Here is a 24,526-nt window from a genome sequence, read left to right on the forward strand (position 1 = left end):
CGTGACCGACACGCTCGCCGAAGGGCTCGCCGCGCTCGAGCCGTGACGGCGAACCGGACGCAGGAGGTGTGATGAGCTGGACGTCGTTGCCGGCGCGGACCGTGACCGACACGCTCGCCGAAGGGCTCGCCGCGCTCGAGCCGTGACGGCGAACCGGACGCAGGAGGTGTGATGAGCTGGACGTCGTTGCCGGCGCGGATCGACGCGTACCCGACCCACCGCATCGGCGGGTTCGAGGTCCGCGCCGGGCAGCCGCTGCCCTTCGGGGCGACACCGGTGCCCGGCGGGGTCAACTTCTCGGTGTACTCGAACAACGCCACCGCGATGACGCTGGTGCTCTTCCGCGTGGGCGAGGACGAGCCGCTCGCGGAACTGCGGTTCGACGAGTCCTTCCGGATCGGCGGGGTGTACGCGATGACGGTGTTCGGCGTCGACCCGGAGGCGATCGCCTACGCCTACCGCGCGGACGGCCCGTTCGCGCCGGCCGATGGCGACCGGTTCGACGGCCGGGCGCTGCTCGTCGACCCGTACGCGACGCTGCTGTCGGGGCGCGAGCGCTGGCGGTGCGGGCCGGACCGGCCGTGGCGGTCGCGGATCGCACCCGCCGACTTCGACTGGGAAGGCGACCGGCCGCTGCGGATCCCGCCCGAGGACCTGGTCGTCTACGAGGCGCACGTGCGCGGGTTCACCGCGCACCCCAGCTCTCGTGTCGGCGCGCCGGGCACGTTCGCCGGGCTGGTGGCCAAGATCCCGTACCTGGCCGAGCTCGGGGTCAACTGCGTCGAGCTGATGCCGGTGTTCGAGTTCGACGAACGGGACAACGTCCGCAGCGACCCGCGCACCGGCGAGCCCCTGGCCAACTACTGGGGCTACAGCACGGTCGGCTTCTTCGCGCCCAAGGCCGGCTACGCCGCCACCGGGCGGCACGGCATGCAGGTCGACGAGTTCAAGCACACGGTCAAGGAACTGCACCGGGCGGGCATCGAGGTGATGCTCGACGTGGTGTTCAACCACACCGCCGAGGGCGACGAACGCGGCCCGACACTGTCGCTGCGCGGCCTGGACAACCGCACCTACTACATGCTCACGCCCGACGGGCACTACTTCAACTTCAGCGGCACCGGCAACACGCTCAACTGCAACCACCCGGTGGTGCGCGGGTTCGTGCTGGACTGCCTGCGCTACTGGGCGTCGGAGTTCCACGTCGACGGCTTCCGGTTCGACCTCGCCGCGATCCTCGGCCGCGCCACCGACGGCGTCCCGCTGGCCAACCCGCCGCTGCTGGAGGCCCTCGCCCACGACCCGGTGCTGCGCGACTGCAAGCTGGTCGCCGAGGTGTGGGACGCGGGCGGGCTGTTCCAGGTGGGCAGCTTCCCGGACTACTGCCGCTGGGCGGAGTGGAACGCCGGCTACCGCGACGCGCTGCGGCACTTTCTCAAGGGGGACGTCGGCAGCGTGGCCGAGCTGGCCACCCGGTTCGTCGGCTCGCCGGACCTCTACGCCCGCCGCGGCGCGGTGGCGTCGGTCAACTTCGTCACCGCGCACGACGGCTTCACCCTGCGAGATTTGGTGTCCTACAACGAAAAGCACAACGACGCCAACGGCGAGGACGGCCGCGACGGCGAGAACCACAACATCTCGTGGAACTGCGGGCACGAGGGCCCGGTGGACGGCGGCCCGGTCGCCCGGCTGCGCGACCGGCAGGTGCGCAACGCGCTGCTGATCCTGCTCACCAGCCACGGCATCCCGATGCTGCTGGCCGGCGACGAGGCCGGCCGGACCCAGCACGGCAACAACAACGCCTACTGCCACGACGACGAGCTGTCCTGGTTCGACTGGACGCTGGTCGAGCGCAACGCCGAGCTGGTCGAGTTCACCCGGCACCTGATCGCCTTCCGCCGCGCCCACCCGTGCCTGCGGCGCCGCCGCCAGCCCACCGGGCGCACCCAGGGCCTGTTCCCGGACGTCAGCTGGCACGGCGTGCGCGCGTGGACGCCGGACTGGTCGCCGCACAGCCGCGTGTTCGCCGCGATGCTGTGCGGCCGGCACCCGGGCGGCGCCGACGACTGCGTCTACGTGGCCGCCAACGCGCACTGGGAGCCGCACGAGCTGCAGCTGCCCGAGCTGCCGCCGGAGCTGACCTGGCACCGGTTCGCCGACACCGGCGCCGGGCCGGGCGCGGACAGCCACGCGCCCGGCACCGAACCACCCCTGCCCCGGCAGGACTCGGTCCGGCTGGCCCCGCGGTCCTCCGCGGTGCTGCTCGCCCGGCCGGGCCCCGCCGCGGCGCAACCGCACGAGGAGTGAGCCACCGATGAGTGTTCCCACGGACTTCCAGGCCAAGCTCGACGTCGAGGACGGGACCGCCACGGTGTGGCTGTCCGGCGAACTGGACTCGCGCTCGGCGGCCGTGCTCGACGAGCTGGTCACCCGGGCCGTCGAGCAGCACGTCCGCCGGATCGTCCTGCTGGCGGGCGAGCTGACCTACCTGTCCTCGGCCGGGCTGCGGTGCCTGGTCTTCGCGCACCAGAAGCTGGGCCGCACCGGCGACATCGTGCTGGTCGGCGCCCGCCCGGAGGTGGCCGAGACGATCCGGCTGACCGGGTTCGACCGCGCCATCGTGATGCAGAGCCGGGCGGAGCCCTGATGGCCGCGCGCCGGCTGCTGGTCAACAGCGGCCACGACGTCAACGGCGTCCTGGCCGGGCTCGTCGCCGAACTGGCCGCGCAGGGCGGCCTAGCGGCGCCGCAGGCCTACCGGCTGCGGCTGGCCGCGGACGAGATCACCACGAACATCGCCTGCCACGGCTACCGCGGCGCGCCGGGCGTGGTCGACCTCGGCGGGTACGCGGCGCACGGGCGGGTGTGGCTGAGCATCGAGGACGACGCGCCGCCGTTCGACCCGCGCGGCCACCACCCCGACCCCCGGCTGGCAGCCGAACCGCCGCTGCGGGCCGCGGGCGGCCTCGGCCTGCACCTGGCGCTGACCGTCGTCGACGAGTTCGGCTACGAGCACGTGCGCGGCCGCAACCGCAACATCCTGGTGCTGCACCGGGAACGCGGGCACCGGGGCGCCGGCGAACGACGGAGGAAACGATGACCGGTACGACGGCGCTTCTCGTCGCTGACAGCGAAGACCCCGCCCCCGAGCTCGAGCGGGTGCTGCGCGCGGAGGACATCGGCCTGACCAAGGTGAGCGCGGCCGGGTTCGCCGAGCGGCCCGGCCGGCTCGACGCCGACGTGCTGCTGGTGTCGGCGTCGCTCGGCCTGCAGCGGGTCGCGCTGATCGCGCAGCAGGTCGCGGTGACCGGCGCGTCGGCCACCCTGCTGGTGTTCCCCGAAGGCGAGGACTTCCAGGCGCTCGAGGCCTGCGCGCGCGGCGGGTTCGACTTCGTCGTCCCGCCCTACCTGCCGGGCCTGCTGCGGAGCCGGATGACGTCCTGCTGGGAGCGCTGGCAGCTGACCATGACGGTGGAGGAGATGGCGGCCGCGGCGAGCGTGCGCGAGTACGAACGCGACCTGAGCATCGCCCGGGAGATCCAGTCCGGGTTCCTGCCGCAGGAGCTGCCGTCGGCGCCGGGCTGGGAGTTCGCGTCGCGGTTCCGCCCGGCGCGCCAGGTGGCGGGTGACTTCTACGACGGCTTCGAGCTGGTCAACGGCCGGCGGCTGGGGTTCGTCGTCGCCGACGTCTGCGACAAGGGCATCGGCGCCGCGCTGTTCATGGCGCTGATCCGGACCCTGCTGCGGCACACCGCCGAGCACACCGGCACGGTGAGCCCGGTGGACGCCGTCCCCGAGGTCGTCGCCGGCGGCCCGGCGCTGCCGCCGCTGCTGTCCCTCGGCGCCGGGCCGCTGATCCAAGCCGTGCTCGGCACCAACCGGTACATGGCCCGCAACCACCTCCGGCAGGGGTACTTCGCGACGGTGTTCTTCGGCGTGCTCGACCCCGATTCCGGGGCGCTGCTGTACATCAACGGCGGCCACAACCCGCCGGTGCTGGTGCGCGCGAGCGGCGGGCACGAGCTGCTCACCCCGACCGGGCCCGCCGTCGGCATGATGCCCGGCAGCGCGTACACCCTCGGCCACACGAGCCTCCAGCGCGGCGACACGCTGTTCCTCTACACGGACGGGGTGGTCGAGGCCCGGGACCGGGCGGGCGCGCTGTTCGGCATGGACCGGATGACCGCGGTGGCCGGGCGGGCGGGGACGGCGGCCGAGAAGCTGCTGCTCGAGATGGAGGACACGCTGTCGCGGTTCGTCTCCGGCGCGGAACAGTCCGACGACATCACGATGCTGGCGCTGCACCGGCGGAGCCGCCCGTGACGCCGTTCCCCGGCGGACGGGTCCGCGGCAGCCGGGTCGCCGTGGTCGGCGGCAGCGTCGCCGGGTGCGCGGCGGCGATCGCGCTCTCGCGCGCGGGCTGCGCGGTCACCGTGTTCGAACGCAGCCGCGGCGTGCTCGCGGACCGCGGGTTCGGCATCGGGCTGGCCCGGCCCGCCTGGCGCGAGTTCGTCGACGCCGGTTACTTCGCCGCGGCGACGCCGGCGCTGGCCTGCCGGTCACGGTCGTGGATCGTGGCGGACCCGGCGGCGGGCGAAGCGGGGCGGCTCGCCTGGCGGCAGCCCCTGGACCTGCTGCTGACCAACTGGGGCATCGTCTGGCGCGGCCTGCGCGAGCGCGTCCCGGACGGCGTCGGCTGGCGCACCGCGACGGTGACCGGCGTGCGCGAGACCGGAGCCGGCGCCGAGGTCACCGCGGACGGCGTGACCGGGCGCTTCGACGTCGTCGTCGGCGCGGACGGGTACGCCTCGCGGGTCCGCCGGATCGCCGGCGGCGGCCGTCCCGGTTACGCCGGCTACGCGCTCTGGCGCGGCAACTACCCGGCGTCGCGCCTCGGGACACCACCGGCGGCGCTGCACGGGGCCGGGGTGTCGGTGATGTTCCCGGGCGGTCACGCGGTCTTCTACCTGATGCCCGGCCTGCCGGGCACCGAGACCCGGGTCAACTGGGCGGTCTACCTGCCGCTGCCCCGGCCCGGCGGGCTGGTTTCGCTGCCTCCCGGGAGGGTCGGCGACGGCCTCGCAGCGGAACTGGACCGGGCCGTCGAGGCGCACTTCCCCGCGGTCTGGGCCCGGGTGGTCCGCGCCACGACCCGGGCCGAGCTGGCCCTGCAGCCGATCTACGACCTCGCGGTCGCCCGGTACGCCACCGGCCGGCTGCTGCTCGCGGGCGACGCCGGGGCCTTGGCCCGCCCGCACGCGGGCGGCGGGGTGACCAAGGCGGTCCAGGACGCGCTGGCGCTGGAGGCGGGCTGCCGCGAGCACCGCCGGTGGGACGCGGTCCTGGCCGGCTACGACACGAGCCGCACCGCCAACGGCGCGGAGCTGGTGACCCTCGGGCGCCGGCTCGGCGCCGCCCAGGTCGGGCGGACGCCGGACTGGGCGGCGATGGGCGACGGTGAGTTCCGGCGGTGGTGGCGGTCCACTCTGGACGGACCGGCGCGGTGAGCCGTGGCGGCCACCCGTGGGGGAGGTGGCCGCCACGAGCCGTTCAGGACGCCTGGTCCGCGTCGACCGCACGGGGCATCCGGTCGTGGACGAGCTCGGCCAGCTCCGCGATCGAGGCCGCCTGCAGCAGCTCCCGGACGCTGATCGGGATGTCGAGCTCGGACCGCAGCCGGTAGGCGAGCTTCACCGCGAACAGCGAGTTCAACCCCAGCTGGGTCAGCGGCACCTCGAGGCCGACCCCGCCGGTGTCGATGCCGAGCAGGACCGACGTCCGGCGGAGCAGGTCCTCGGCGCACTCCTCCGGCGTGCTCGGGCCCCGGCGGGGGCGGTCGCCCGGCTCGTCGAACCGCTCGGCGGCGGCGTGCCGGTGGTGCAGCGAGATCACCGGGGAGGTCCCCGCCCCGGCGCCGTCGCCGACCCAGTACCGCTCGCCCTGCCAGGGGTAGCCGGAGAGCGGGACGAACGCGCCGCCTTCGGTGAGCCGGGCCCAGTCCGGGTCGCAACCCGCCGCGTACGCGGTCGCGAGCGCCCGCAGCATCGTCGCCGCCTCGGGTCTTTCCCGCTCGAGCGAGCCGGTGACCGTGGCGGCGGCCGCGCCCGCGGCCTCGATGCCGTCCTCGATCGCCGCGTGCAGGATCGGGTGCGGGCTGATCTCGACGAACAGCACCGGCCGCGGATCGGCGAGCACCGCGCCGACGGCGTCGGCGAAGCGGACCGGCAGGCGCAGGTTGTCCGCCCAGTAACGGCCGTCCAGCTCGGTGCCGCCGACCACGCGGTCCAGCACGGTCGAGTGCAGCGGCACCCGGCCCTCGCGCGGGCGCAGCCCGGCGAGCGACCGTTCGATGTCCGGGCCGAGCCCGGCCACCTGCGGGGCGTGCGACGCGTAGTCGACCGGCACCTGGCGGCAGTGGACGCCGGTCGCGCGCAGCGGCGCGACGACTTCGGCGAGCGCGCCGGGGTCGCCGGACAGCACCGTCGCGTGCGGGCTGTTGACCACCGCGACGCAGACCCGGTCGGCGTGCGCGCCGATGGCGCGGGCGGCGCGTTCCTCGCCCAGCTGCACCGCCCACATCGCGCCGGGCGTCCGGCGGCGGGCCAGCAGGCCGCTGCGCCGGCAGATCACCGCCGCGCCTTCGGCGACCGTCAGCGCGCCGGCGGTGACCGCGGCGGCCACCTCGCCCATGCTGTGCCCGATCAGCAGGCCGGGCTCGATGCCCCGGCTCCGCCAGCTCCCGGCCAAAGCCACCTGCACCGCCCACAGCACCGGCTGCACCTCGTCCATAGTGGACAGGGTGCGGCCCGATTCCAGGGCTTCCAGCACGGAAAACCCGGCCTCGGCGCGTACCGCCCGATCGCACTCGGTCAAGCGCGCGGCGAACACCGGGTCGGTGCGCAGCAGCTCGCGGCCCATGCCGGGCCACTGCGAACCCTGGCCGGGGAAGACGAACACGACCCGGGGCGCCCGCACCGGTGCCGGCCGGACGCCGTGCCCGCCGGCCACCGCGATCAGCTCGTCGGCCAGCTCCGCCCGGTCCCGGCCCACCACCGCCACCCGGCGCTCGTGGTGCGTGCGCCGGGTCCCGGCGGTGTGGCAGACGTCCGCGGCGGAGGGCCCGTCCGGGGCGCTCAGCAGCTCGGCGGTCGCCGCGGCGAGGGTCCGCAGCGCGGTGGGATCCTTGGCGGACAACGGAAGCAGGTACGCCGGGCGATCGCCGTCCCGGGTCCGGCGCGGCGCGGCCACCGCCGGAGCTTCCGACAGCACGGCGTGCGCGTAACCGCCGGAAAGGCCGAAGGCGCTCACCCCGGCGAGGGCGGGGCGGTCGATCGGCGTCAGCGGCGTCCGTTCCGTGGCCAGCCGCAGCGGGCTGCCCGGCTCTTCGAAGATCGGCAGCGGGGTGCGGACGTGCAGGGTCTGCGGGAGCTCGCGGTGGTACAGGGCCAGCGCCGCCTTCAGCAGCCCGACCATCCCGCCCGCGACTTCGAGGTGACCGACGTTGGACTTGGCCGAGCCCACCAGGCAGGGCCGGGCCGGGTCGCGCTGTTCGCCGAGCACGGTGGCCAGCGCCGTCAGCTCCACCGGGTCGCCGGCGGGGGTGCCGGGGCCGTGTGCCTCGACGAAGTCCACATCGGCCGGTGAGACGCCGGCGTCTTCGTAGGCCGCCCGCAGCATGGCTTCCTGGCCCTCGACACCCGGCGTGGTGAGCGTGCCGCCGCTGCGGCCGTCGCCGCGCACCGCGGTCCCGATGACCGTCGCGTAGGTCCGGTCGCCGTCGGCGTCCGCGTCCTCCTGCCGCTTGAGCACCAGCACCACGGCGCCTTCGCTGCGCACGTAGCCGTCGGCGTCCCGGTCGCCGAACCGGCAGCGCCCGGTGGGGGAGAGCATTTCCGCCTCGCTGAGCGCGAAGTACAGGTCGGGCGACAGCAGCAGGTTCGCGCTGCCGATGATGGCCAGGTCGATCTCGCCGGAGCGCAGGGCCCGGCCGGCCACGTGCGCCGCCAGCAGCGCGGTGGCGCAGGTGGACTCCAGCGCCATCACCGGGCCGCGCACGTCGAGGTGGTAGGCGATCCGGCCCGCGGCCATTCCGCCCGCCTCGCCGCCCATCGCCGCGTGCAGGTCGTGGCGCCCCGCCGCGCGCAACACGTCCCAGTATCCGGAATTGCAGATGTTCACGTAGACGCCGGTATTGGAGCCGGCCAGTTCGGGAGCGGTCCGCCCGGCGTCTTCCAAGGCCTGCCAGGTGACTTCCAGGAGCATCCGCTGCTGCGGGTCCATTTGCTCCGCTTCGTTGGGCAGAATGCCGAAGAAACGTGCGTCGAATTGGTCGATCCGATCCAGGAAGCCACCGCTGCGGCTGCGGATGGTGTGCGGCTTTCCCATTTCGGGGGAGAACCACCGGTCGACGTCGAAACGGTCGTCCGGAACCTCGGTGACCGTGTCCTGCGCGGTCCGCAGCACCTCCCAGAACTGCTCCGGAGTTCCGGCGCCGGGCAGCCGGCAAGCGGCTCCGACAATGGCAACACCCTGCTCTGCGGAAGTTTGCCGGGCAAGGTTCCTGCTCGTCCTCAAGATCATAACTTCCCCTCGTGCTGCCACGGGACCCCAGCGTCGATCCCGGAATGGCGGGCATGGCCATTTTTTGCTTGTTGTTCCCCAGTCGGCGGATCTGCTGCTCGTGGCCGTAACCGCCTAAGGGGCGGTCCGTCGACACTGAGCAGGATCGGCACGCTGCGCATAGCCTGTCGCGCCGACCGACCGGTGGTCAACGACCAAATAACGGAATGCCGAAACGCGCGGCCGCTATTCGGTCGCGGTGGGCAGGTGCAGGACGACGCCGGAGGGAATGAACTCGGGCGACTGCAGGGGCACGATGCGCATGGCCTGTACGCCGAGGTGCCCGTGGCGGAACAACCGCACGGCCGACCGGTGTTCCAGCACTTCGTGACTTTCCCACCATTCGGCGAAAGCCGGGCTGAGGCGGGTGAACTCGGCGATGCGGGCGCGGATATGCGGGTCGTTGGGGTGGCGGGCGCATTCGGCGCGCCAGCGGGCGACCGAGTCCCGGGTGACGACCTCCCAGTCCACCAGCCGTTCGCGGGCCAGCGGCGAGGACAGCAGCCAGTGCAGGATGTTGCGTTCCGCCGGCGGCAGGACGGCCCAGTCGTCGTACCACTCGCAGGCCGCCTGGTTCCACGCGATGACCGCGCAGTACTGGTCGGCGGCGTAGACCGGGTAGGGGCTGTCGTCGAACTGGGCGACGATCTGGCGGATGAGGTCGGCGGCGGTGACGTCCGTCGTCAGTGGAGCGGCCTGGATGACCGAGCCGTGCGCGAGGCTGTGCACGTACCGGCGTTCGTCCTCGGTCAGCCGCAGGACCCGGGCCAGGCTGTCCAGGACTTCGCGCGAGGGCTGGATCCCGCGGCCCTGTTCGAGGTAGGTGTACCAGGTGGGGCTCAGTCCGGCGAGGACGGCGACCTCCTCGCGCCGCAGCCCGACGGTCCGCCGCCGGGGCCCGGCGGGCAGCCCGACCTCCTCCGGGGTGATCCGCTCACGCCTGCTGCGCAGGAACTTGGCCAGCTCCCGGCGGCTATCGCCTGCCGCGGACATGCCGACCTCGGGCGGGCGGAACGGACGGACGAAAATCCCCCAGGCAATGGGCCATTCGGACAGCATACGGGGCGTACCGGTCGCATCCGGCCGGCCACGGCGGTCCGCTGGTGTGAACTTTCCCCCGATATCCGGCGAAACGGCCTAAAAGGACTATTCGCCGAGTGTGGGGCCGGGCCGGAAAGCGGCCGGGTGGTCCTTTTGCCGGGCGGCGTTTCGTGCTCAGGGCACCTCGGCGGTGGCGGCCGAGCGGGCGGCGGTCGTCAGCGCGGCCATCGCCACGGCGACTTTCCACCCGCAGTCCGGCGCGGCGGCGTGGAATTCGCCGGCCAGCGAGGTGGCCTCGGTGATCCGCCCGGCGAGCAGCAGCGCATCGATGAGGTAGGCCCGCAGGTAGGGCGCCATCCAGGGAAGAACGGCCCGATCGGCCTCGGCGAGCACGAGCGCCCGCCGCAGGGGCGGGATCGCGGCGGCGCCCCGGCCGAGGTCGAGGTGCCCGATGGCCTCGGCGGCGTGGGCGAAGAGAGCGGCGTGCCGGTCCCGGTGGTGCGTGAGGCCGGCAAGCACATCGGCGGCCTCGGAGCTCCGCCCGGCCACGGCGAGCAGCCAGCAACGGTAGGCGTGAAGCCGTTCCCGGTGCGGCGAGGCCGCGGCCGCGGCGGCGAGGAGGGCATCGGCTTCACCGAGCTCCTGGCGGCCGAAGGCGAGGCACATGGCCCGCAGGAGAAGGGGGTGCGGATCATCGGAGCGCGCGGCCGCCCCGATCGCATGGCCGCGCGGCGGGGCGGAGTGCGAGCGGACGGCGGAGGCTCGGCTGTCCGCCGGCGGTGCGACGGGTGCTGCGTGGCGGAGGGCCGCCTCGGAGCCCGGGCCGTCGCCGCGGCCTTCGCGGCCGGGGGCGGGTTCGGCGTGGTCGAGGATCGTGCTGGAGCTGGTGCCGAGGGCGGCGCCGATGCCGGTGCCGCGGGGGGTCGTGTGGTCGACGACCGCGCCAGAGCTTGCACCGCCGGCGGTTTTCGCTTGGCCGAGACCGCCGCCGAAGCCCACGCGATCCAGCACCGCGCCCGAGCCGGTGCCGCCGGTGGGTTCTGCGTGGTCGCGAGTGCCGTTGATGTTCGTGTTGTCGGTTGCTGCGCGGTGCAGCACCGCGCCCGAGTCGGTGCCGCCGGTGGGTTCTGCGTGGTTGCGAGTGCCGTTGATGCCCGTGTTGTCGGTTGCTGCGCGGTGCAGCACCGCGCCCGAGCCGGCGCCGAGGTCCAGGGCCGCTCCCAAACCGGCGCCGTTGCTCCTTCCCGCCCCCTCCCATCGCCCGTCCAACGCGTCGAACGCCTCCGCCGCCCGGCCGCGCAGCAAATGCACCGCCGCCTTCACCAGGGCCACCTCCGCGCCCGCGCCGCTCCACACCGCGAGCCGGCACAAGTCCTCCACCTGGTCCAGGGCCAGTGACTCCCACGCCCGTGCGACCGCCGCGAGCAGGTGCGTGACGCCGCGGCAGGTCAGCGCCGGTGGTTCCTCCGCCGGTGGGGCGTCGGCCAGGCACCAGCGGCCGCCGTCGCGCGTCATCCGGCTTCGCAGCTTCTGGCGGACCACGATGTCGTGCAGCAGGCCCGGGTTGCCCGCCGTGGCCGCGTGCAGGGCTTCCGTCGTCGCCGAACGGACCGGGCCGTCCATCAGCCGGGCCAGCACCGCGCCCACCTCGTCCACCGACAGCGGCGGCAGCCGTACCGTCTTGATCCCGCGTTCGTAACGCAGGCAGTCCACCGGGTCGCCGCCACCCGCCCGTGGAGCCGGGACCGGGTGGGTGAGCAGCAGGAACGCCCCCGCGTGCCGGTTGAGGTGCTGCAGTACCAGCATCGTCGCGTGGTCGGCCAGGTGCGCGTCGTCGGCCAGGAGCACCAGCCGGCGCCCGGCCGCCGGCGCCCGCACCGCGTCCGCGATCTCCCGCACCGCGTCGCGGCCCGCCGGGGGCGCCGCGCCGGCCGGCAGCAGGTGCCGCAGCGACGAGAACGGCTCGTGCCCGCCCGGGCGGACCTCCAACAGCGCGTCCCGCCTCGGATCGAGGGCCGCCAGCGCCTTGCGCACCACGCTGGTACGGCCGATGCCAGGCTCGCCGACGACCACGAGCGGGCCCGGGTCGCGTTCGGCGAGGCGGGACCGGATCCGTTCGAGGTGCTCGGCCCGGCCGACGAAGTGCCAGTCCATCCGATTCCCCTTTCCGCTGGTCGATGCCGTTCACGCTCGCCCGGACAGCGGAGCCGGTCAAGATCGAGCTGACGGAGTGTGACCACTTCCGTCACTCAACCGAGTGCAGGCATTCCCAGTACCACTACAAGCCGGTTCTGTTTGGTTCTTGCTCACCGGCGCACGCTCGAAGAACTGGACGGACTGGAGGCCGGTGGGATGAACGGGCGGGTGCGGCACGACGGAGATCCACGGCGACCGGCCCCGGTGGGGCACCGGTGATCCCGGCGGTGCTCCTGCTCGCCGGGGTCGTCCTGCTCGGGCTGACGTGGCTGAGCGTGCTGCGCACGGTGTTCGCGCCGCGGCAGCGGTCCGGCCGGCTGATGCGGCTGGCCGTGCGGGCGGTCGGCGGCGGGGGAGCCGCCCTCGCCCGGTGGCTGCCGCCCGGCGGCCGCGAGCGCGTGCTGGACCTGTGCGCCCCGCTCGCCTTGATGCTCGTCGGGGCCGGCTGGATGGCGGCCACCTTCCTCGGCGCCGCCCTCCTCGTCCCGGCGCTGGCGGGCATCCCGCCGACCCCGGGCGGGGTCGCGCGGTTCATGGTGCTGCGCGACGACTCCGGGGCGGCCCTGCTGGCCGTCGCGGGCTGGCTCGCCGTGCTGCAGGTGCTCCTCGTCTTCGGGTTGCACCTCTCGCGGATCGTCGCCGCCTACAGCCGTCGCGAACGGATGGTCGCCGAGCTGTGCACGCACAGCACCAAGCCGTCCGAGGCGGAGTTCCTGCTCGCCGAGCACCTGCGGTTCGGCTCGCGGGAGCACCTCGACGACCTGTTCCGGCAGTGGACCGCCTGGCTGGCCGACATCCGGGCGACCCACACCGGCTACCCGGCGCTGACCTGCTTCCGGCCCGCCAGCGAGCTGTGCTGGCTGGACGCGGCGGTGCTGGTGCTCGACGCTGCCGCGCTGACCCACGCCGTCGCACCGGCGTGGGCCCCGCACAGCGCGCGTTCGGTGCTCGACGCCGGTTCGAGCTGCCTGCCCGCACTGGCCAGGCAGCTCGGCATCGACCTGCCGCGGCCCGCGGTGAGCCTCCAGGGGAGGGAGGAACGCGGGTTCGAACACAGCGTCCGCGTGGCGGTGCTCGCCGGGCTGCCCGAGCAGCGCGGTTACGGCGAGGCATGGGCGCACTTCCAGGACTGGCGCACGCGGTACGCGCCGCAGGCCGCGGCGATGCGTGTCCGGCTGCACTACGCCCACGGCGAGGAAGAGCTCGCCGTGTGCCGGGTCGGCCGCGCCGCGGCCTGATCCACCGCACGGCACGAGAAGCAAACCGTTTGGGGGAACCATGACCACTGCCCGCATCGAGAGCTTCGTCCCGGTCGCACCCGTCGATCCGGTGGACCTGTCCGTCTTCTGCCAGGAGCTGTTCGCCTCCTTCGCCCGCTCCGACCAGCGCCGCTGGGGCGAGGTGTACGTCCGCGGGCTGTACTCCCTGCCCGGCCGCAAGACGATCCGCCGGATCTCCGACCACGTCGTCGGCTGGCGCGCCGACCAGTCGCTGCAGCAGTTCGTCAACCAGAGCCCGTGGCACTGGGCGCCGGTCCGCGCCGCGCTGGCGCGGGCGGTCGCGGGCACGCTGCGGCCGCGGGCGCTGGTGATCGCCGAAGCGGTGTTCCCGAAGAACGGCGCCAGTTCGGTGGGCGTCGCCAAGCAGTTCGCGCCGAGCTGCCAGCGGGTGCTCAACTGCCAGCTGGGGCTGGCCGTGTTCCTCGCCTGCGACGAAGGCAGCGTGCCGGTCGACTGGCGGCTGCAGCTACCGAGGGAGTGGGACGAGGACAGCGTCCGCCGGACGCGCTCGCGGGTGCCGCCGGGCGAGCGGCACCGGCCGCGCTGGGCGCACGTCATGGAGATGCTGGACGAGATGCTCGACTGGGACCTGCCCGCGCTGCCGGTGCTCGTCGACGCCCGGCACGAGCGGCACGTCGAGGCGTTGCTGCGCGGGCTGGAGCGCCGCGGCCTGCACTACGTCGTGCAGGTGTCGGAGGACACCCCGGTGGCGGGCGCGGTGCCCGCGGCCGCGCTGGGCGCGCCGCAGCCCCGGACTGCGGGTGAGCTGGTGCGCCAGGCCCGCCGGCTCGGCCGGATGACGATGAACTGGCGGGAGACCGCGCACGGGCAGGCGAGCATCTCGCAGTTCGTGCTGGCGCCGCTGGGCGGCACCGGGCGCACCCAGCCGGCGCCGGCGCGGCTGCACCGCGGCACCCGGCAGCTGCTGGCCGAGCGGGTGTCCGGCCGGGCGCAGCCGGACCTGATCCACCTGACCAACATCACCCAGGCCCGGATGCCGGACCTGGTGCACCTGGTGCGCCGGCACCGCGGCGTCGCCGAGGGGGTGGCCCGGCTGCACGACGATTCGGGGCTGGCCGACTTCGAGGGCCGGTCCTTCCGCGGCTGGCACCACCACGTGACGCTGGCGTCGGTGGCGCACGCGTACCGGGTGCTGCAGGAAAACGCCGGTGTCCTGGACACCCGCGACGCGTGGATCCGGCCGTACGCATGAGTCCGGTGACGGGCGCTCGGCTGCGCGGCATCGAGCTGTTCGCGGGCCTCGACGACGAGCGGCGCGACTGGCTCGCGGCGGCCGGCACCCGGCAGGTCCTGCGCGACGGCGAAATGCTGTTCGACGACGGCCAGCCCGCGGAGCACTTCTACGTGCTGCTGGCGGGGGAACTGTTGCTGAGCAAGCGGATCGACGGCCGCGAGCAGATCGTCGGAAGGCACTTCGCCGACCCGGCGGCGGCCCCCCACGCGGCCGACAAGCCCCCGGCGGCCCACCAGTACACGGGCGAGCTCCCGCTGCTGGCCGGCGGCGGCTACGTGGCGGCGGCGACGGCGGTCGGCCCGGTGGAACTGCTCGTCTACGACCGCGAAACCTTCCTGCGGATGCTGGTGCGCTGCCCGGAGATCTGCCGGGTCCTGCTGCCGGTGCTGGTCTGGCGGATCCGCTCGTACGAGGCCCAGGCGGGCCGCCGCACGATGATGGAGGGACTGGGAACCCTGGCAGCGGGCTTGGCCCACGAGCTCAACAACCCGGTGGCGGCGTTGGTCCGAGCGGCGGCCGAGTTCGACCGCACGGCGGCGGACCTGATTACGACGGCGACGGCCTGGGGCGCGATGGCCCTGCCCGGGGAACGGGCGGCGCTGGACGGGCTGGTGGGTCTGGCGGTCGCGGAGCCGGCGGCTGGTTCGGGTGCCACAGCTTCGACCGGCGAGCGGGGCGGGTCCAGTCGGCCGGCGGATCCGGCGGATGAGTTCCCGGCGCCGGCTTCGCCGGCGGCAGTCACCATGGCCCCGGGCGGCGAGCGGGGCGGGGCCGGCCGGATGGCGGGTTCCGCGGTAGCGGAACCCGCCTCGGGCGGCGAGCGGGCCGGGCCCGGATGGCTGGCGGGTCCCGCGGTAGCGGAGGCCGCCGTGATCGCCCCGGCTGGCGAGCGGGCTGGTCGGCCGGCGGGTTCCGCAGTAGCGGAAGTAGCCGCGGGCGCCACAGCCTCGGCCGGTGAGCTGGGCGTGTCTGGTCGGCTGGTGGGCCGGCCGGCGGGTCCCGCGACCGCCACCACCCTGGCCAGCGAGCGAGCCACGCTCGACCACCCGCCGACCACACCCCCCGAACCGGACCCCCTGGCCGCGGCGGAAGCCGTCGACGCGATGTCCGACTGGCTCGCCGCGGCCGGCATCCCCGACGCAGCCGACCTCGCCCCCGCCCTCTCCTCGATCACCCCCGCCGACCTGGCTGCCTTCGCCGCGGCCGTCCGGCCCGAGGTGCTCGACATTGCCGTCCGGCTGCTCGCCGGGCGGCTCTCGGCGCGGGCGCTCGCCGTCGATGCGCAGGCGGCCGGCCGGGCGATCAGCGCGCTGGTCGCCTCGGCGGCCGCCTACTCCGATCTGGGCCGCGCCCCGGACCGCGAGGTCGACGTCCTCGAAGGACTCGAGGCGACGCTGCGGGTCCTCGCCCCGACGCTCACCGGCCTCACGATCGTCCGCGATTACGCTCCACTGCCGCCGGTGATCGCGCACCTCGGTGAGCTCAACCAGGTCTGGACCCACCTGGTCCGCAACGCCGCGGAAGCCATGGGCGGCCACGGCGAACTGCGGCTGACCACCCGCCGGGAAGGTCCCTGCGCGGTCGTCGAGGTGCGCGACAGCGGGCCGGGCATTCCGCCGGACCTGCTGCCGCGGCTGTTCCAGCCGTTCTTCACCACCAAGGACATCGGCCACGGCACCGGCCTCGGCCTGCACCTGTGCCACGAGATCGTCGCGATCCGGCACAACGGCTCGATCGAGGCGGTGTCGGCGCCCGGTGACACGCGGTTCGTCGTCCGGCTGCCCGGGGCGGTCAGTCCTTGACCGCCCCGGCGGCCAGGCCGGTGCGCCAGAACCGTTGCAGCGCCAGGAAAGCCAGGATCAACGGGATGATCGACAGCAGCGAACCGGTGACGACGACGGCCTTCAGGTCGGGGTCGCGGGTGATCTGCGTGTTGAGCGTGTAGAGGCCGAGGGTCACCGGGTACAGCCGGTCGCCGGTCAGCATCACCAGGGGGAGCAGGAAGTTGTTCCAGATCGCGACGAACTGGAACAGGAAGATGGTGACCAGCGCCGGCGCCATCAGGCGCAGGCTCACGGTGTAGAACATGCGCACGTCGCCCGCGCCGTCGATGCGGCCGGCCTCCAGCAGCTCGTCGGGGACCGACGCCGCCGCGTAGACGCGGGCCAGGTAGACCCCGAACGGGCTGATCATGCTCGGCAGCAGCACCGACCACACCGTGTTCGTCAGCCCCGCGCCGGCGAGCATGAGGAACAGCGGGACGGCGAGCGCGGTCGGCGGCACGAGCACCCCGGCGAGGACGGCCGAGAACGTGAACGACCGCCCGCGGAAGCTGAACTTCGCCAGTGCGTACCCGGCCATCGCCGACAGCAGCGTCGCCGCCGCGGCCCCCACCACCGAGTACAGCGCGCTGTTGGCCAGCCAGCGCAGGTACAGGCCGTCCCCGAAGGCCACGGTGTCGTGCAGGTTCTGCCCGAGGTGGTTGCCGGAGAACCACAACCCGAACGTCGTCGAGAGGTCGGACGCGGACTTCGTGGCCGAGATCGCCAGCCAGACCACCGGCAGCAGGAAGTAGACGGCGGCCACGAACATCGCCGTGGTGACCACGACGGACGAACTCCGGGTGTTCACAGGGCGGCCCTCGCACGGGTGATCCGGAAGAACAGCCACGACAGGACCGCGATGAGCAGCGTGACGAGCACGCTCATCGCCGCTCCGAGGCCGTAGTTCTGGGCGGAAATCTGGGCGTAGGCGGCCATCGACGGCGTGTAGGACGACGACACCGCGCTCGACACCCCGGCCATCACCTGCGGTTCGGTGAACAGCTGGAAGGTGCCGATGATGGAGAAGACCCCGGTCAGCACGAGCGACGGCGCGATGACCGGCACCTTGATCCGCCAGGCGATCGCCCAGCCCGACGCGCCGTCGAGCCGGGCCGCTTCGTACAGCTGGGGCGGGATCGCCTGCAGCGACGAGTAGAGGATCAGCATGTTGTACCCGGTGAACGTCCAGGTGACGATGTTCGCGATCGAATACAGGATCACGTTGCCGGACAACAGGTCCGGGTGGATCCCGGCCGGGGCCAGCAGCTGGTTGACCGGCGAGAGGTTCGGGGCGTAGAAGAAGCCCCACATCACCGCGGCGATCACGCCGGGCACCGCGTACGGCAGGAAGAACGCGAGCCGGAAGAACCGCCGCAGCCGCACGACCGCCGAGTCCAGGGCGAGCGCCAGGACCAGCGCCAGGCCGAGCATGACCGGGATCTGGACGACGCCGAACAGCAGCACCCGCCCGACCGAGCCGGTGAACCCGGCGTCGCCGAGCGCCGCGGTGTAGTTGCCGAGCCCGGCGAACACCTCGACGGGACGGCCGTAGGTCGAGGTCCGGGTGACGGCGGTGAAGCTCTTCACCAGGGCCACGACGATCGGGGCCACGTAGAACACCGCGAAGCCGAGCAGGAACGGGGCCAGCAGCAGCCAGGCGGCGCGCGTGCCGGTGCCCGCCCGCCGCCGGCGTGCCACCCGGGGGCGGGAGGGCACGCCGGCGACGGTTCGAGACGCTGCGACAACCATCGTCGGCCCTACTTCGCCACGGGGATGGACTGGCGTTGCAGGTCGGTGATCGTCGCCGCGCCGGCTTCGGAAAGGGCGTCGCCGAGCGTGCCGTGGCCGGCGAGGGCGGCGCCGAACCCGTCACGGACGTGGGCGTAGGTCTGTTCCATCGACGGTCCCCAGGTGAAGTCCTGGCTGACGCCCTTGCCCGCCTCGCGGAACACCGCGTCGACGTCCTGGCCGCCGAAGAACTGCGTGTTCTCGGGGGAGGCCTTCGCGTTCGCCTGGGCGTCGACGGTGGCCGGGTAGATGCCGCCCTGGGCGGTGAGAACGGCCAGCGCCTGCGGGTCGCTGTTGAGCCACAGCGCGAACTGCGCCGCTTCGGCCGGGTGCTTGGTGCCGGCGAACACCGCCGTCGTCGAGCCGCCCCAGTTGCCCGAGCGCTGCTCGCCCTTGGTCCATTGCGGCAGCGGCGCCACGGCCCACTTCCCGGCGGTCGACGGCGCGGCCTTCGCGATCGTGCCGACGCCCCACACGGCCCCGGTCCAGGTGGCGATCTGCCCGGAATCCAGTGCCTTGTTCCAGGATTCGGAGAAGCCCTGGTAGTTCGAGACCAGGCCCTGCGACAGCAGGTTCTGCCAGTAGCCGGCGACCTTGGTGGACGCGGGGTCGGTCAGGTTCACCTTCCACTGCTGGCCGTCCTGGGTGAACCAGTGCCCGCCGGCCTGCCAGACGAGACCGGCGAACCAGTTGACGTCCTTCTGCGGGAAGTGCGTGATGGTCAGGTTCGGGTCGGCGGCGTGCAGGGTCTTGGCGGCCTGCGCGTACTCGTCCCAGGTCGTCGGCACCGGCACGTGGTATTTCTCGAACAGGTCCTTGCGGTAGAACAGGCCCATCGGGCCGGTGTCCTGCGGGACGGCGAACACGCCGTCGCCGCCGACCGAGGCCTGCGCCCACGTCCAGTCGACGAACTTCGCCTTGGCGTCCGCGACGCCGGGGCAGCCCGAGATGTCGCGCAGGCCCTGCTGGACGCGGAACCCGGGCAGCGAGTCGAACTCGACCTGCCCGAGGTCCGGGGCCTGGCCGGCCTTGAGGGCGGTGAACATCTTGTTGTAGGTGCCCTGGTTGCCCTGCGGGGTCTGCTCGACCGTGACGTGGATGCCGGGATGTCCCTGGTTCCAGAGGGCGACGGCCTGGTCGATGCCGGGCAGCCAGGACCAGAACGACAGCTCGACCTTGCCACCCGATGGCGCGCAGGCGGCAGCGGCCGGAGCCGCGGCATCGGTGCTGCCGCAGGCGGCGGTGGCCAGGGCGAGCCCGGCCGCGGCGAGGACGGCGCCCAGCCGGCGGAGCCGTCTTGTCGTGGGGGAGGTACGCACCATTGCGTTCGGTCCTTTCGGGGTGGCGGCGGGATCAGCCGAGGCCCGGGATCGGGAGGAGCCGGGCTCCGGGAAGCGGGAGAGGTCGCGGCGGCGGGAGGAGTGGGGTCCGGTGTGGACGGTGGGCCTGGCGGCGGGGGGACGAGGTGTTGTGGTGCCGGCGGCGGCTCGGTGGGCGAGCGGGAACGGGTTTCCGGCACCGGCCGCGGGCGGGATGGCGGCCTGCGTCCATGCCGTTGTCTCCCTGTCCGTCCATTGTCGGGAACGTTCCCGGGAATGTTCCCGGCGCTGGTTCCCGGGGAGTATGCGCACCTCCGGGGCACGCCGTCAAGGGCGTCTTCGCCGCGGGGTCAGGCGGTGGCGCGGGTGATCAGCGAAACCGGCAGCGAAATCCGGTCGGCCGTGTCCGCCAGCAGGGCGCGGACCAGGGCCTGCCCGTGGTCGTACTTGTCGATCCGGACCGTGCTGAGCGGCGGGTTCAGGTAGGCCGACATCTCCAGGTCGTCGAACCCGACCACGGCGCAGTCGGCCGGGACGGCGGCGCCACGCGCGAGCACCGCCTGGACCGCGCCGATGCCCATCAGGTCGTTGAACGCGAAGATGCCGTTGACCGCGGGCCAGTCGTCGAGCAGCCGGCGGGCCGCCTCGGTGCCGCCCGCGATGCTCGGTGGTCCCTGCACGATCCGGGCCGAGACGTCGCCGAACCCGTGGGCGGCGCAGGCGGCGAGGAACGCCAGCCGCCGCTCGTCCACCGCGACGCCGACCGAGCTGTCCAGCATGCCGAGGCAGGCGTCCGGGCGGCGGGCGAGCAGTTCGACCGCGGCCGCGGTCCCGGCCGCGAAGTCGTTGCTCACCGAGGCGGCCACCTCGGTCGACAGCTCCCGGTCGGCGACGACCAGCGGCACCGAGCGCGCGTAGTCGGCCAGCACGTCCTCGGGGGTTCCGTAGAAGAAGCCGACGACGCCGCGCGCGGAACGGGCCAGCGCGTCCTCGATGGCGTCGCGTTCCCGGCCCGGGTCGGCATCGGTGTTGTACAGCACGACGCTGCACCCGGCCGCCTCCGCCGCGTCGTACACCCCGCGCGCCACAGCGGGGTAGAACGGGTTCGCGATGTCGGACACCACGAGCGCGATGACGTCCGAACGCTGCGTGCGCATGCCCTTCGCCAGCGCACTCGGCCGGTAACCCAGCCGGCTCGCGGCGGCCAGCACGCGGTCGCGGGTTTCGGGAGCGATCTCCGGCAGGTCGCGCAGCGCGCGCGAAACGGTCTGCCGGCCCACCCCGGCCGCCTTGGCCACGTCCTCGATCGTCACGCGCTTGATCCGCGGCAGCCGCCCGGTCACCCCGCCACCTCCCTCCGCCGTCCGACGAAGAGCCTAAGGGGTCGCCGCGGTCCCGGCGGAGGAAGCCGTCCGCAGGGCGCGGCGCCAGTGCTCGGTGACGCTCCGGCGCAGCCCGTCGATGTCGACGCTCCCCGGGTCGAGCAGCCGCTGCAGCGCGATCCCGCGCAGCTGCCCGACGACGGCGGTCGCGACCTCGGCCGCGACGGCGCTCCCGTCGATCGTCCCGGCCGCGATCCCGGCTTCGACGTCTTCGCGCAGGTCGGCGCGGAAGGCCTCGTCCCGCTCCCGGAAGATCGGCGCCAGCTCCGGCTGGGTGGCGGATTCGGCCCACAGCAACAGAAAGGCCTGGTTGAACACCCCGATCCGGCCGAGCTCGCCGAGGTAGCCGTCGATCAGCCGCAGCAGGCGGTCCAGCCCGGGCGGCACGTCTTCGAGGCCGGGGACGAACCCGGTCTGCGTGGCCCGCGCCAGCCGCTCCACCAGCGCCTGCTTCCCGCCGAAGTGGTGGGTGACGATGCCGCGGCTGTACCCCGCGCGTTCCCCGACGCGGGCGAGGGTCAGCGAGCGGACGCCCTGCTCGACGACGAGCTCGGCGGCGGCGGTCAGGAGCGCGGCTTCGGCTTGGTCGCGGCGTTCCTGCTGGGTGCGGCGGGCGGTCGGCATGACATGAGGATAGCAAACTAACTTGCGTGTCGACCAACAAGTATGTGTAAGGTGGCGGCCAAGGAGGTCCTGATGATCGAAATCGAAGACCGCGCCCTCGACGCCCTGCTCGCCGAGGACCCGGGCGGCCCGGTCGTGATGCTCAACCTGCTGCGGTTCCGCCCGGACGGCGGCCGCGAGAGCTACCAGCGTTACGCCGAAGCCCTGAACCGCGGGCTGAACGCCCGGTACGGCCTGAAGGTCGAGTACCTGGGCCGCGGCGGCCGCGCGCTCGTCGCCGAAGACGGGCAGGCTTGGGACATGGTCGCGCTCGTCCGCTACCCGGATCGGCAGGCGTTCGCGGCCATGGTCCGCGACCCCGAATACCAGGCGATCACCCACCTGCGCACCGAAGCGCTGGCGGAATCCGTGCTGCAGCCGACCACGCCGGCGGGTCCCTGATGCCCGCGGTGTTCGTCCACGGGAACCCCGAGACGGCGGCGGTGTGGGACCTGCTGCTGGCGGAGCTCGCGCGGCCCGACGTGGTCTGCCTGTCGCCGCCCGGTTTCGGCGCGCCGCTGCCCGCCGGGTTCGAGGCGACCCACGCCGGCTACCGCGACTGGCTGGTCGCGGAGCTGGCGGCGTTCGGCGAACCGGTGGACCTGGTGGGGCACGACCTCGGCGGCGGGCACGTCGTCAACGTCGTCCTGAGCCACCCGGAGCTGGTCCGCAGCTGGGTCAGCGACGCACTCGGAATGTACGACCCGGGGTACGAGTGGCACGAACTGGCCCGCCGCTGGCAGACGCCGGGTGCCGGCGAGGCCGACGTCGCGGCGCGGTTCGGCGGCACGGCCGCGGACCGCGCGGCGGTGCTGGAGGAGCGGGGGATGGGCGAAGCCGTCGCGGCCCGCGTCGCGGCGGGGCAGGACGAGGCGATGGGCCGGGCGGTGCTGTCGGTGTACCGGTCCGCCGCCGCGGGTGTCCCCGGCCTGGGCCTGCCGCTGGAACGCGCGGCGGCCCGGCCGGGACTGGCCGTGCTCGCCACGGCCGACCCCGTCTCCGGCACCGAGGACCAACGCCGCCGCTCGGCCGCCCGCGCCGGTGCGCAGGTCGCCGTGCTCGACGGCCTGGGCCACTGGTGGATGACCCACGACCCGGCCCGCGCCGCCGCGGCGCTGACCGGGTTCTGGGCCACCGTCCCCTGAGGTCAGCGGGCGGCGCAGGCCAATCCGGACACCGGCTGGGCCGCGCCGGACACGGTGGCACCCCAGGTCGTCGTCGCCCCGGCGGCCAGCGTCCCGTTGTAGGACTGGTTGCCCGCCTGCACCTGCCGGCCGGTCTGGGTCACCGCGGCGTTCCAGGAGTTGGTCACCTGCTGGGTGTCCGCGAACGAGAACGACGTGGTCCAGCCCGAAACCGCGGCCGAGCCGGTGTTCCGCACCGTGAACTGCAGCTGGTACCCGCCGTTCCAGGTGGACGTGACCGCGGCGGCCGCCGTGCACGCCACCCCGGCCGGCGTGGTCGTGGTCGTGGGTGTGGTCGTGTTCGTCGGGGTGCCGGTGCCGGTCGTGTAGCCGATGGCGGTGTAGGCGGCCCCGCACCCCGACAGGCACTGGTCCGGCAACGTGAACCGGTAGACGCGGCCGTCGTTGACGAGCGCGTCACTCGCGTCGCGGACCCGGATCGCGTACGCGGTGCCCGCGGTGGCAGTCGGGCCGATGATGAACGCCTGCCCCAGATCGCTGTCCGGCTGCGCCTGCTGCCAGGTGCCGTCCGCGCCGAGGAACTCCACGCCGTGGACGCCGTTGGGCAGGTGCGACACGGCGATGGCCGTCCAATACCGTTGCGCCCCTTGGAGGAACCCGAGTTTCAGGTCGCCGGTGTAGTCCGGCGCGGGCACGTAGGACCACGAGACGTGCCGGTTGTTCCAGTGCGCGGGGTTCATGTCGCCGACCGGGACGCCGTTCTTGACGAACCGGTTCAGTGACGCCGTCGACAGGTCGAGGTGCCCGGGATCGTCGCGGCACCAGGCGTTCGCGTCGCCGCAGCTGTCGGCCACGACCATGGTCAGCTGGGCGCCCGCGTAGCCGTCGGTCACCCAGGACCCGTTGCGGCAGAACGGTTGCCCGGGCGCGCCGTCGTTGACGCCGGTGCAGTAGTCGCCGATGGTGACCTGGACGAACCGCCCGCAGTTGCGGCCGTTGTCCCACAGGCCGATCTTGGCGGCCTGCGCCGGCGGGATCGGCCGCGGGTAGAAGCCGTAGTCGCCGGGGGTGTTGTAGACGTTGAGGGCCACGAAGTCCGGCGAGTCGAGCTGCTCCTGGGGCAGGCCGCAGCCGCCGTAGGGTGCGCCGAGCGCGTCGAAGTGGGTGGCGTTGCCGGTGACCGGCGCGGCCGGCGCGGCGCCCGACGGCCACGGCCACAGCACGGAAACACCCAGGACCAGCAGGGCGACCGCGGCGAGCACGGCCGGGCGCGCGGCACCCCGGCGGGAGGCGGATCCCATGGACTCTCCTTCCGCCTTGCGTGCCGGGGCAGGCGGAAGCGACCCCGGCGGCGACTTCTGGAAGCGCTCCCAGAGTCCTCCGGGGACCGTCCGTTGTCAATCTTCCGCCGGTCCCGCGGCGGCACGCGCTCCGCAGCGCGCGCCGCCGTCCGCTCAGGGCCGCCAGGCCGGGTCGCGGCCGAGGAAGCCGATCAGCCGGTCCTGCGCCGAGGCGTCCGCGGCGACCGGCACCGCCGGGCCGAACTGCCCGCTGCCGCGCAGCAGTTCCTCCATCGGCCGCATTCCGGCCAAGGTGGCGGCGCAGCGCTCCTCGCCGAGGTCGGGCTCGCGGCCGAGCGCCTTGGCGAGATCCCAGGTGTGCATCCAGATGTCGTTGGTGTAGAACTGGTCGATCGCCTCGTCCACGGGACGGTCGCCGGTGTGCGGGTTGCTGAGCACCCGCCCGGCGGGGTCGTCGACGATGGCCTGGATGTCGGCGGCGTGCTGCTTCCACGCGGCGGCCGGGTCGGCTTCGACGGCCAGTGCCGGCAGCTCGATCCCGGCTCCGCCGAGGAACGCCCGCGGCCATTCGACCAGGTGCTTCACCACGTCGAGCGCCGTCCAGCCCGCGACCGGGCTGGGCCGCGTCCAGTCGGCGGCCGAGGCCGACTCCGTGAGCTCGGTGAACCGGGCGGCGTCGTGCGCGTGCCGCTGCGCGGGGCCGGTGGGGGTCATT

Annotated in this window: 20 protein-coding genes; 10 read left to right on the forward strand and 10 right to left on the reverse strand. The window is 73.7% G+C overall.

The window, feature by feature from the left end:
- Window positions 1-171 precede the first annotated feature (171 nt).
- Genes glgX through AB0J55_RS03750 form a run of 5 tightly spaced genes read left to right on the forward strand, consistent with a single transcriptional unit; the run spans window position 172 to window position 5,506 of the window.
- Window positions 172-2,307, forward strand: a complete 2,136-nt coding sequence (glgX, locus tag AB0J55_RS03730) for a glycogen debranching protein GlgX (protein WP_364242308.1) — start codon at window positions 172-174, stop codon at window positions 2,305-2,307.
- Between the two features lie 7 nt (window positions 2,308-2,314).
- On the forward strand, window positions 2,315-2,647 hold the full coding sequence (locus AB0J55_RS03735) for an STAS domain-containing protein (RefSeq protein WP_364242310.1): 333 nt from the start codon (window positions 2,315-2,317) through the stop codon (window positions 2,645-2,647).
- On the forward strand, window positions 2,647-3,099 hold the full coding sequence (locus tag AB0J55_RS03740) for an ATP-binding protein (RefSeq protein ID WP_364242313.1): 453 nt from the start codon (window positions 2,647-2,649) through the stop codon (window positions 3,097-3,099). The genes AB0J55_RS03735 and AB0J55_RS03740 overlap by 1 nt, the downstream gene beginning before the upstream one ends.
- The gene (locus AB0J55_RS03745) at window positions 3,096-4,322 is read left to right on the forward strand and encodes a PP2C family protein-serine/threonine phosphatase (RefSeq protein WP_364242316.1); all 1,227 of its coding nucleotides are present in this window, start codon (window positions 3,096-3,098) and stop codon (window positions 4,320-4,322) included. The genes AB0J55_RS03740 and AB0J55_RS03745 overlap by 4 nt, the downstream gene beginning before the upstream one ends.
- Window positions 4,319-5,506 (forward strand): FAD-dependent monooxygenase, encoded by a 1,188-nt coding sequence (locus AB0J55_RS03750; protein WP_364242318.1) that lies wholly within the window; start codon window positions 4,319-4,321, stop codon window positions 5,504-5,506. The genes AB0J55_RS03745 and AB0J55_RS03750 overlap by 4 nt, the downstream gene beginning before the upstream one ends.
- A 43-nt stretch (window positions 5,507-5,549) precedes the next feature.
- Here the strand turns inward: AB0J55_RS03750 and AB0J55_RS03755 are convergent, their stop codons facing one another.
- The 3 genes from AB0J55_RS03755 to AB0J55_RS03765 form a co-directional block, all read right to left on the reverse strand.
- The gene (locus AB0J55_RS03755) at window positions 5,550-8,579 is read right to left on the reverse strand and encodes an acyltransferase domain-containing protein (protein WP_364242321.1); all 3,030 of its coding nucleotides are present in this window, start codon (window positions 8,577-8,579) and stop codon (window positions 5,550-5,552) included.
- Between the two features lie 225 nt (window positions 8,580-8,804).
- Window positions 8,805-9,611, reverse strand: a complete 807-nt coding sequence (locus tag AB0J55_RS03760; protein WP_364242324.1) for a helix-turn-helix transcriptional regulator — start codon at window positions 9,609-9,611, stop codon at window positions 8,805-8,807.
- Window positions 9,612-9,833: 222 nt separating this feature from the next.
- The gene (locus AB0J55_RS03765; protein WP_364242326.1) at window positions 9,834-11,813 is read right to left on the reverse strand and encodes an ATP-binding protein; all 1,980 of its coding nucleotides are present in this window, start codon (window positions 11,811-11,813) and stop codon (window positions 9,834-9,836) included.
- A 257-nt stretch (window positions 11,814-12,070) separates the two neighbouring features.
- On the opposite strand from AB0J55_RS03765, the gene AB0J55_RS03770 reads away from it, so the two are divergent.
- From AB0J55_RS03770 to AB0J55_RS03780, 3 genes are read left to right on the forward strand one after another with little or no spacing between them, the layout of a single operon-like run.
- Window positions 12,071-13,093 (forward strand): hypothetical protein, encoded by a 1,023-nt coding sequence (locus AB0J55_RS03770; protein WP_364242329.1) that lies wholly within the window; start codon window positions 12,071-12,073, stop codon window positions 13,091-13,093.
- Between the two features lie 40 nt (window positions 13,094-13,133).
- Window positions 13,134-14,348, forward strand: coding sequence for a transposase (locus AB0J55_RS03775; RefSeq protein WP_364242332.1), 1,215 nt, complete (start codon window positions 13,134-13,136; stop codon window positions 14,346-14,348).
- Window positions 14,349-14,353: 5 nt separating this feature from the next.
- Window positions 14,354-16,192: an ATP-binding protein gene (locus tag AB0J55_RS03780; protein WP_364242335.1), complete on the forward strand. Its 1,839-nt coding sequence runs from the start codon at window positions 14,354-14,356 to the stop codon at window positions 16,190-16,192.
- On the opposite strand, the gene AB0J55_RS03785 is transcribed toward AB0J55_RS03780, so the two are convergent.
- The 5 genes from AB0J55_RS03785 to AB0J55_RS03805 all read right to left on the reverse strand — a co-directional run bounded on the left by AB0J55_RS03785 (window position 16,182) and on the right by AB0J55_RS03805 (window position 21,326).
- Window positions 16,182-16,997, reverse strand: a complete 816-nt coding sequence (locus AB0J55_RS03785) for a carbohydrate ABC transporter permease (protein ID WP_364243394.1) — start codon at window positions 16,995-16,997, stop codon at window positions 16,182-16,184. The two genes, AB0J55_RS03780 and AB0J55_RS03785, sit on opposite strands and share 11 nt — an antisense overlap.
- Window positions 16,998-17,017: 20 nt before the next feature.
- A complete protein-coding gene (locus tag AB0J55_RS03790) occupies window positions 17,018-17,929 on the reverse strand; it encodes a sugar ABC transporter permease (protein WP_364242338.1) in 912 nt (303 codons plus the stop codon).
- Between the two features lie 41 nt (window positions 17,930-17,970).
- The gene (locus tag AB0J55_RS03795; protein WP_364242340.1) at window positions 17,971-19,323 is read right to left on the reverse strand and encodes a sugar ABC transporter substrate-binding protein; all 1,353 of its coding nucleotides are present in this window, start codon (window positions 19,321-19,323) and stop codon (window positions 17,971-17,973) included.
- Window positions 19,324-19,670: 347 nt separating this feature from the next.
- Window positions 19,671-20,663 carry a LacI family DNA-binding transcriptional regulator gene (locus tag AB0J55_RS03800; RefSeq protein ID WP_364242343.1) on the reverse strand — a complete coding sequence of 331 codons (993 nt, stop codon included), beginning with the start codon at window positions 20,661-20,663 and terminating at the stop codon, window positions 19,671-19,673.
- 33 nt (window positions 20,664-20,696) lie between these two features.
- Entirely contained in the window at window positions 20,697-21,326 is a 630-nt protein-coding gene (locus AB0J55_RS03805; RefSeq protein WP_364242345.1) for a TetR/AcrR family transcriptional regulator, read from the reverse strand.
- Window positions 21,327-21,398: 72 nt separating this feature from the next.
- On the opposite strand from AB0J55_RS03805, the gene AB0J55_RS03810 reads away from it, so the two are divergent.
- Window positions 21,399-21,767, forward strand: coding sequence for a DUF1330 domain-containing protein (locus AB0J55_RS03810; protein ID WP_364242348.1), 369 nt, complete (start codon window positions 21,399-21,401; stop codon window positions 21,765-21,767).
- Window positions 21,767-22,510, forward strand: a complete 744-nt coding sequence (locus AB0J55_RS03815) for an alpha/beta fold hydrolase (protein ID WP_364242350.1) — start codon at window positions 21,767-21,769, stop codon at window positions 22,508-22,510. The genes AB0J55_RS03810 and AB0J55_RS03815 overlap by 1 nt, the downstream gene beginning before the upstream one ends.
- 2 nt (window positions 22,511-22,512) lie before the next feature.
- Here AB0J55_RS03815 and AB0J55_RS03820 read toward each other — a convergent pair whose 3' ends face one another.
- Both AB0J55_RS03820 and AB0J55_RS03825 read right to left on the reverse strand, forming a co-directional pair.
- On the reverse strand, window positions 22,513-23,811 hold the full coding sequence (locus tag AB0J55_RS03820) for a cellulose binding domain-containing protein (protein ID WP_364242353.1): 1,299 nt from the start codon (window positions 23,809-23,811) through the stop codon (window positions 22,513-22,515).
- A gap of 153 nt (window positions 23,812-23,964) precedes the next feature.
- Window positions 23,965-24,525, reverse strand: coding sequence for a maleylpyruvate isomerase family mycothiol-dependent enzyme (locus AB0J55_RS03825; RefSeq protein ID WP_364242356.1), 561 nt, complete (start codon window positions 24,523-24,525; stop codon window positions 23,965-23,967).
- Window position 24,526 lies beyond the last annotated feature (1 nt).

The organism is Amycolatopsis sp. NPDC049688, assembly GCF_040674975.1.
In the GTDB taxonomy this organism is placed as follows: Bacteria; Actinomycetota; Actinomycetes; order Mycobacteriales; family Pseudonocardiaceae; genus Amycolatopsis.

Coding starts and splice junctions, on each gene's coding strand:
- AB0J55_RS03760 (WP_364242324.1), bottom strand. CDS start 9,611: ATGTCCGCGGCAGGCGATAGCCGCCGGGAGCTGGCCAAGTTCCTGCGC.
- AB0J55_RS03820 (WP_364242353.1), bottom strand. CDS start 23,811: ATGGGATCCGCCTCCCGCCGGGGTGCCGCGCGCCCGGCCGTGCTCGCC.
- AB0J55_RS03815 (WP_364242350.1), top strand. CDS start 21,767: ATGCCCGCGGTGTTCGTCCACGGGAACCCCGAGACGGCGGCGGTGTGG.
- AB0J55_RS03775 (WP_364242332.1), top strand. CDS start 13,134: ATGACCACTGCCCGCATCGAGAGCTTCGTCCCGGTCGCACCCGTCGAT.
- AB0J55_RS03740 (WP_364242313.1), top strand. CDS start 2,647: ATGGCCGCGCGCCGGCTGCTGGTCAACAGCGGCCACGACGTCAACGGC.
- AB0J55_RS03765 (WP_364242326.1), bottom strand. CDS start 11,813: ATGGACTGGCACTTCGTCGGCCGGGCCGAGCACCTCGAACGGATCCGG.
- AB0J55_RS03810 (WP_364242348.1), top strand. CDS start 21,399: ATGATCGAAATCGAAGACCGCGCCCTCGACGCCCTGCTCGCCGAGGAC.
- AB0J55_RS03755 (WP_364242321.1), bottom strand. CDS start 8,579: ATGATCTTGAGGACGAGCAGGAACCTTGCCCGGCAAACTTCCGCAGAG.
- AB0J55_RS03825 (WP_364242356.1), bottom strand. CDS start 24,525: ATGACCCCCACCGGCCCCGCGCAGCGGCACGCGCACGACGCCGCCCGG.
- AB0J55_RS03805 (WP_364242345.1), bottom strand. CDS start 21,326: ATGCCGACCGCCCGCCGCACCCAGCAGGAACGCCGCGACCAAGCCGAA.
- AB0J55_RS03745 (WP_364242316.1), top strand. CDS start 3,096: ATGACCGGTACGACGGCGCTTCTCGTCGCTGACAGCGAAGACCCCGCC.
- AB0J55_RS03795 (WP_364242340.1), bottom strand. CDS start 19,323: ATGGTGCGTACCTCCCCCACGACAAGACGGCTCCGCCGGCTGGGCGCC.
- glgX (WP_364242308.1), top strand. CDS start 172: ATGAGCTGGACGTCGTTGCCGGCGCGGATCGACGCGTACCCGACCCAC.
- AB0J55_RS03735 (WP_364242310.1), top strand. CDS start 2,315: ATGAGTGTTCCCACGGACTTCCAGGCCAAGCTCGACGTCGAGGACGGG.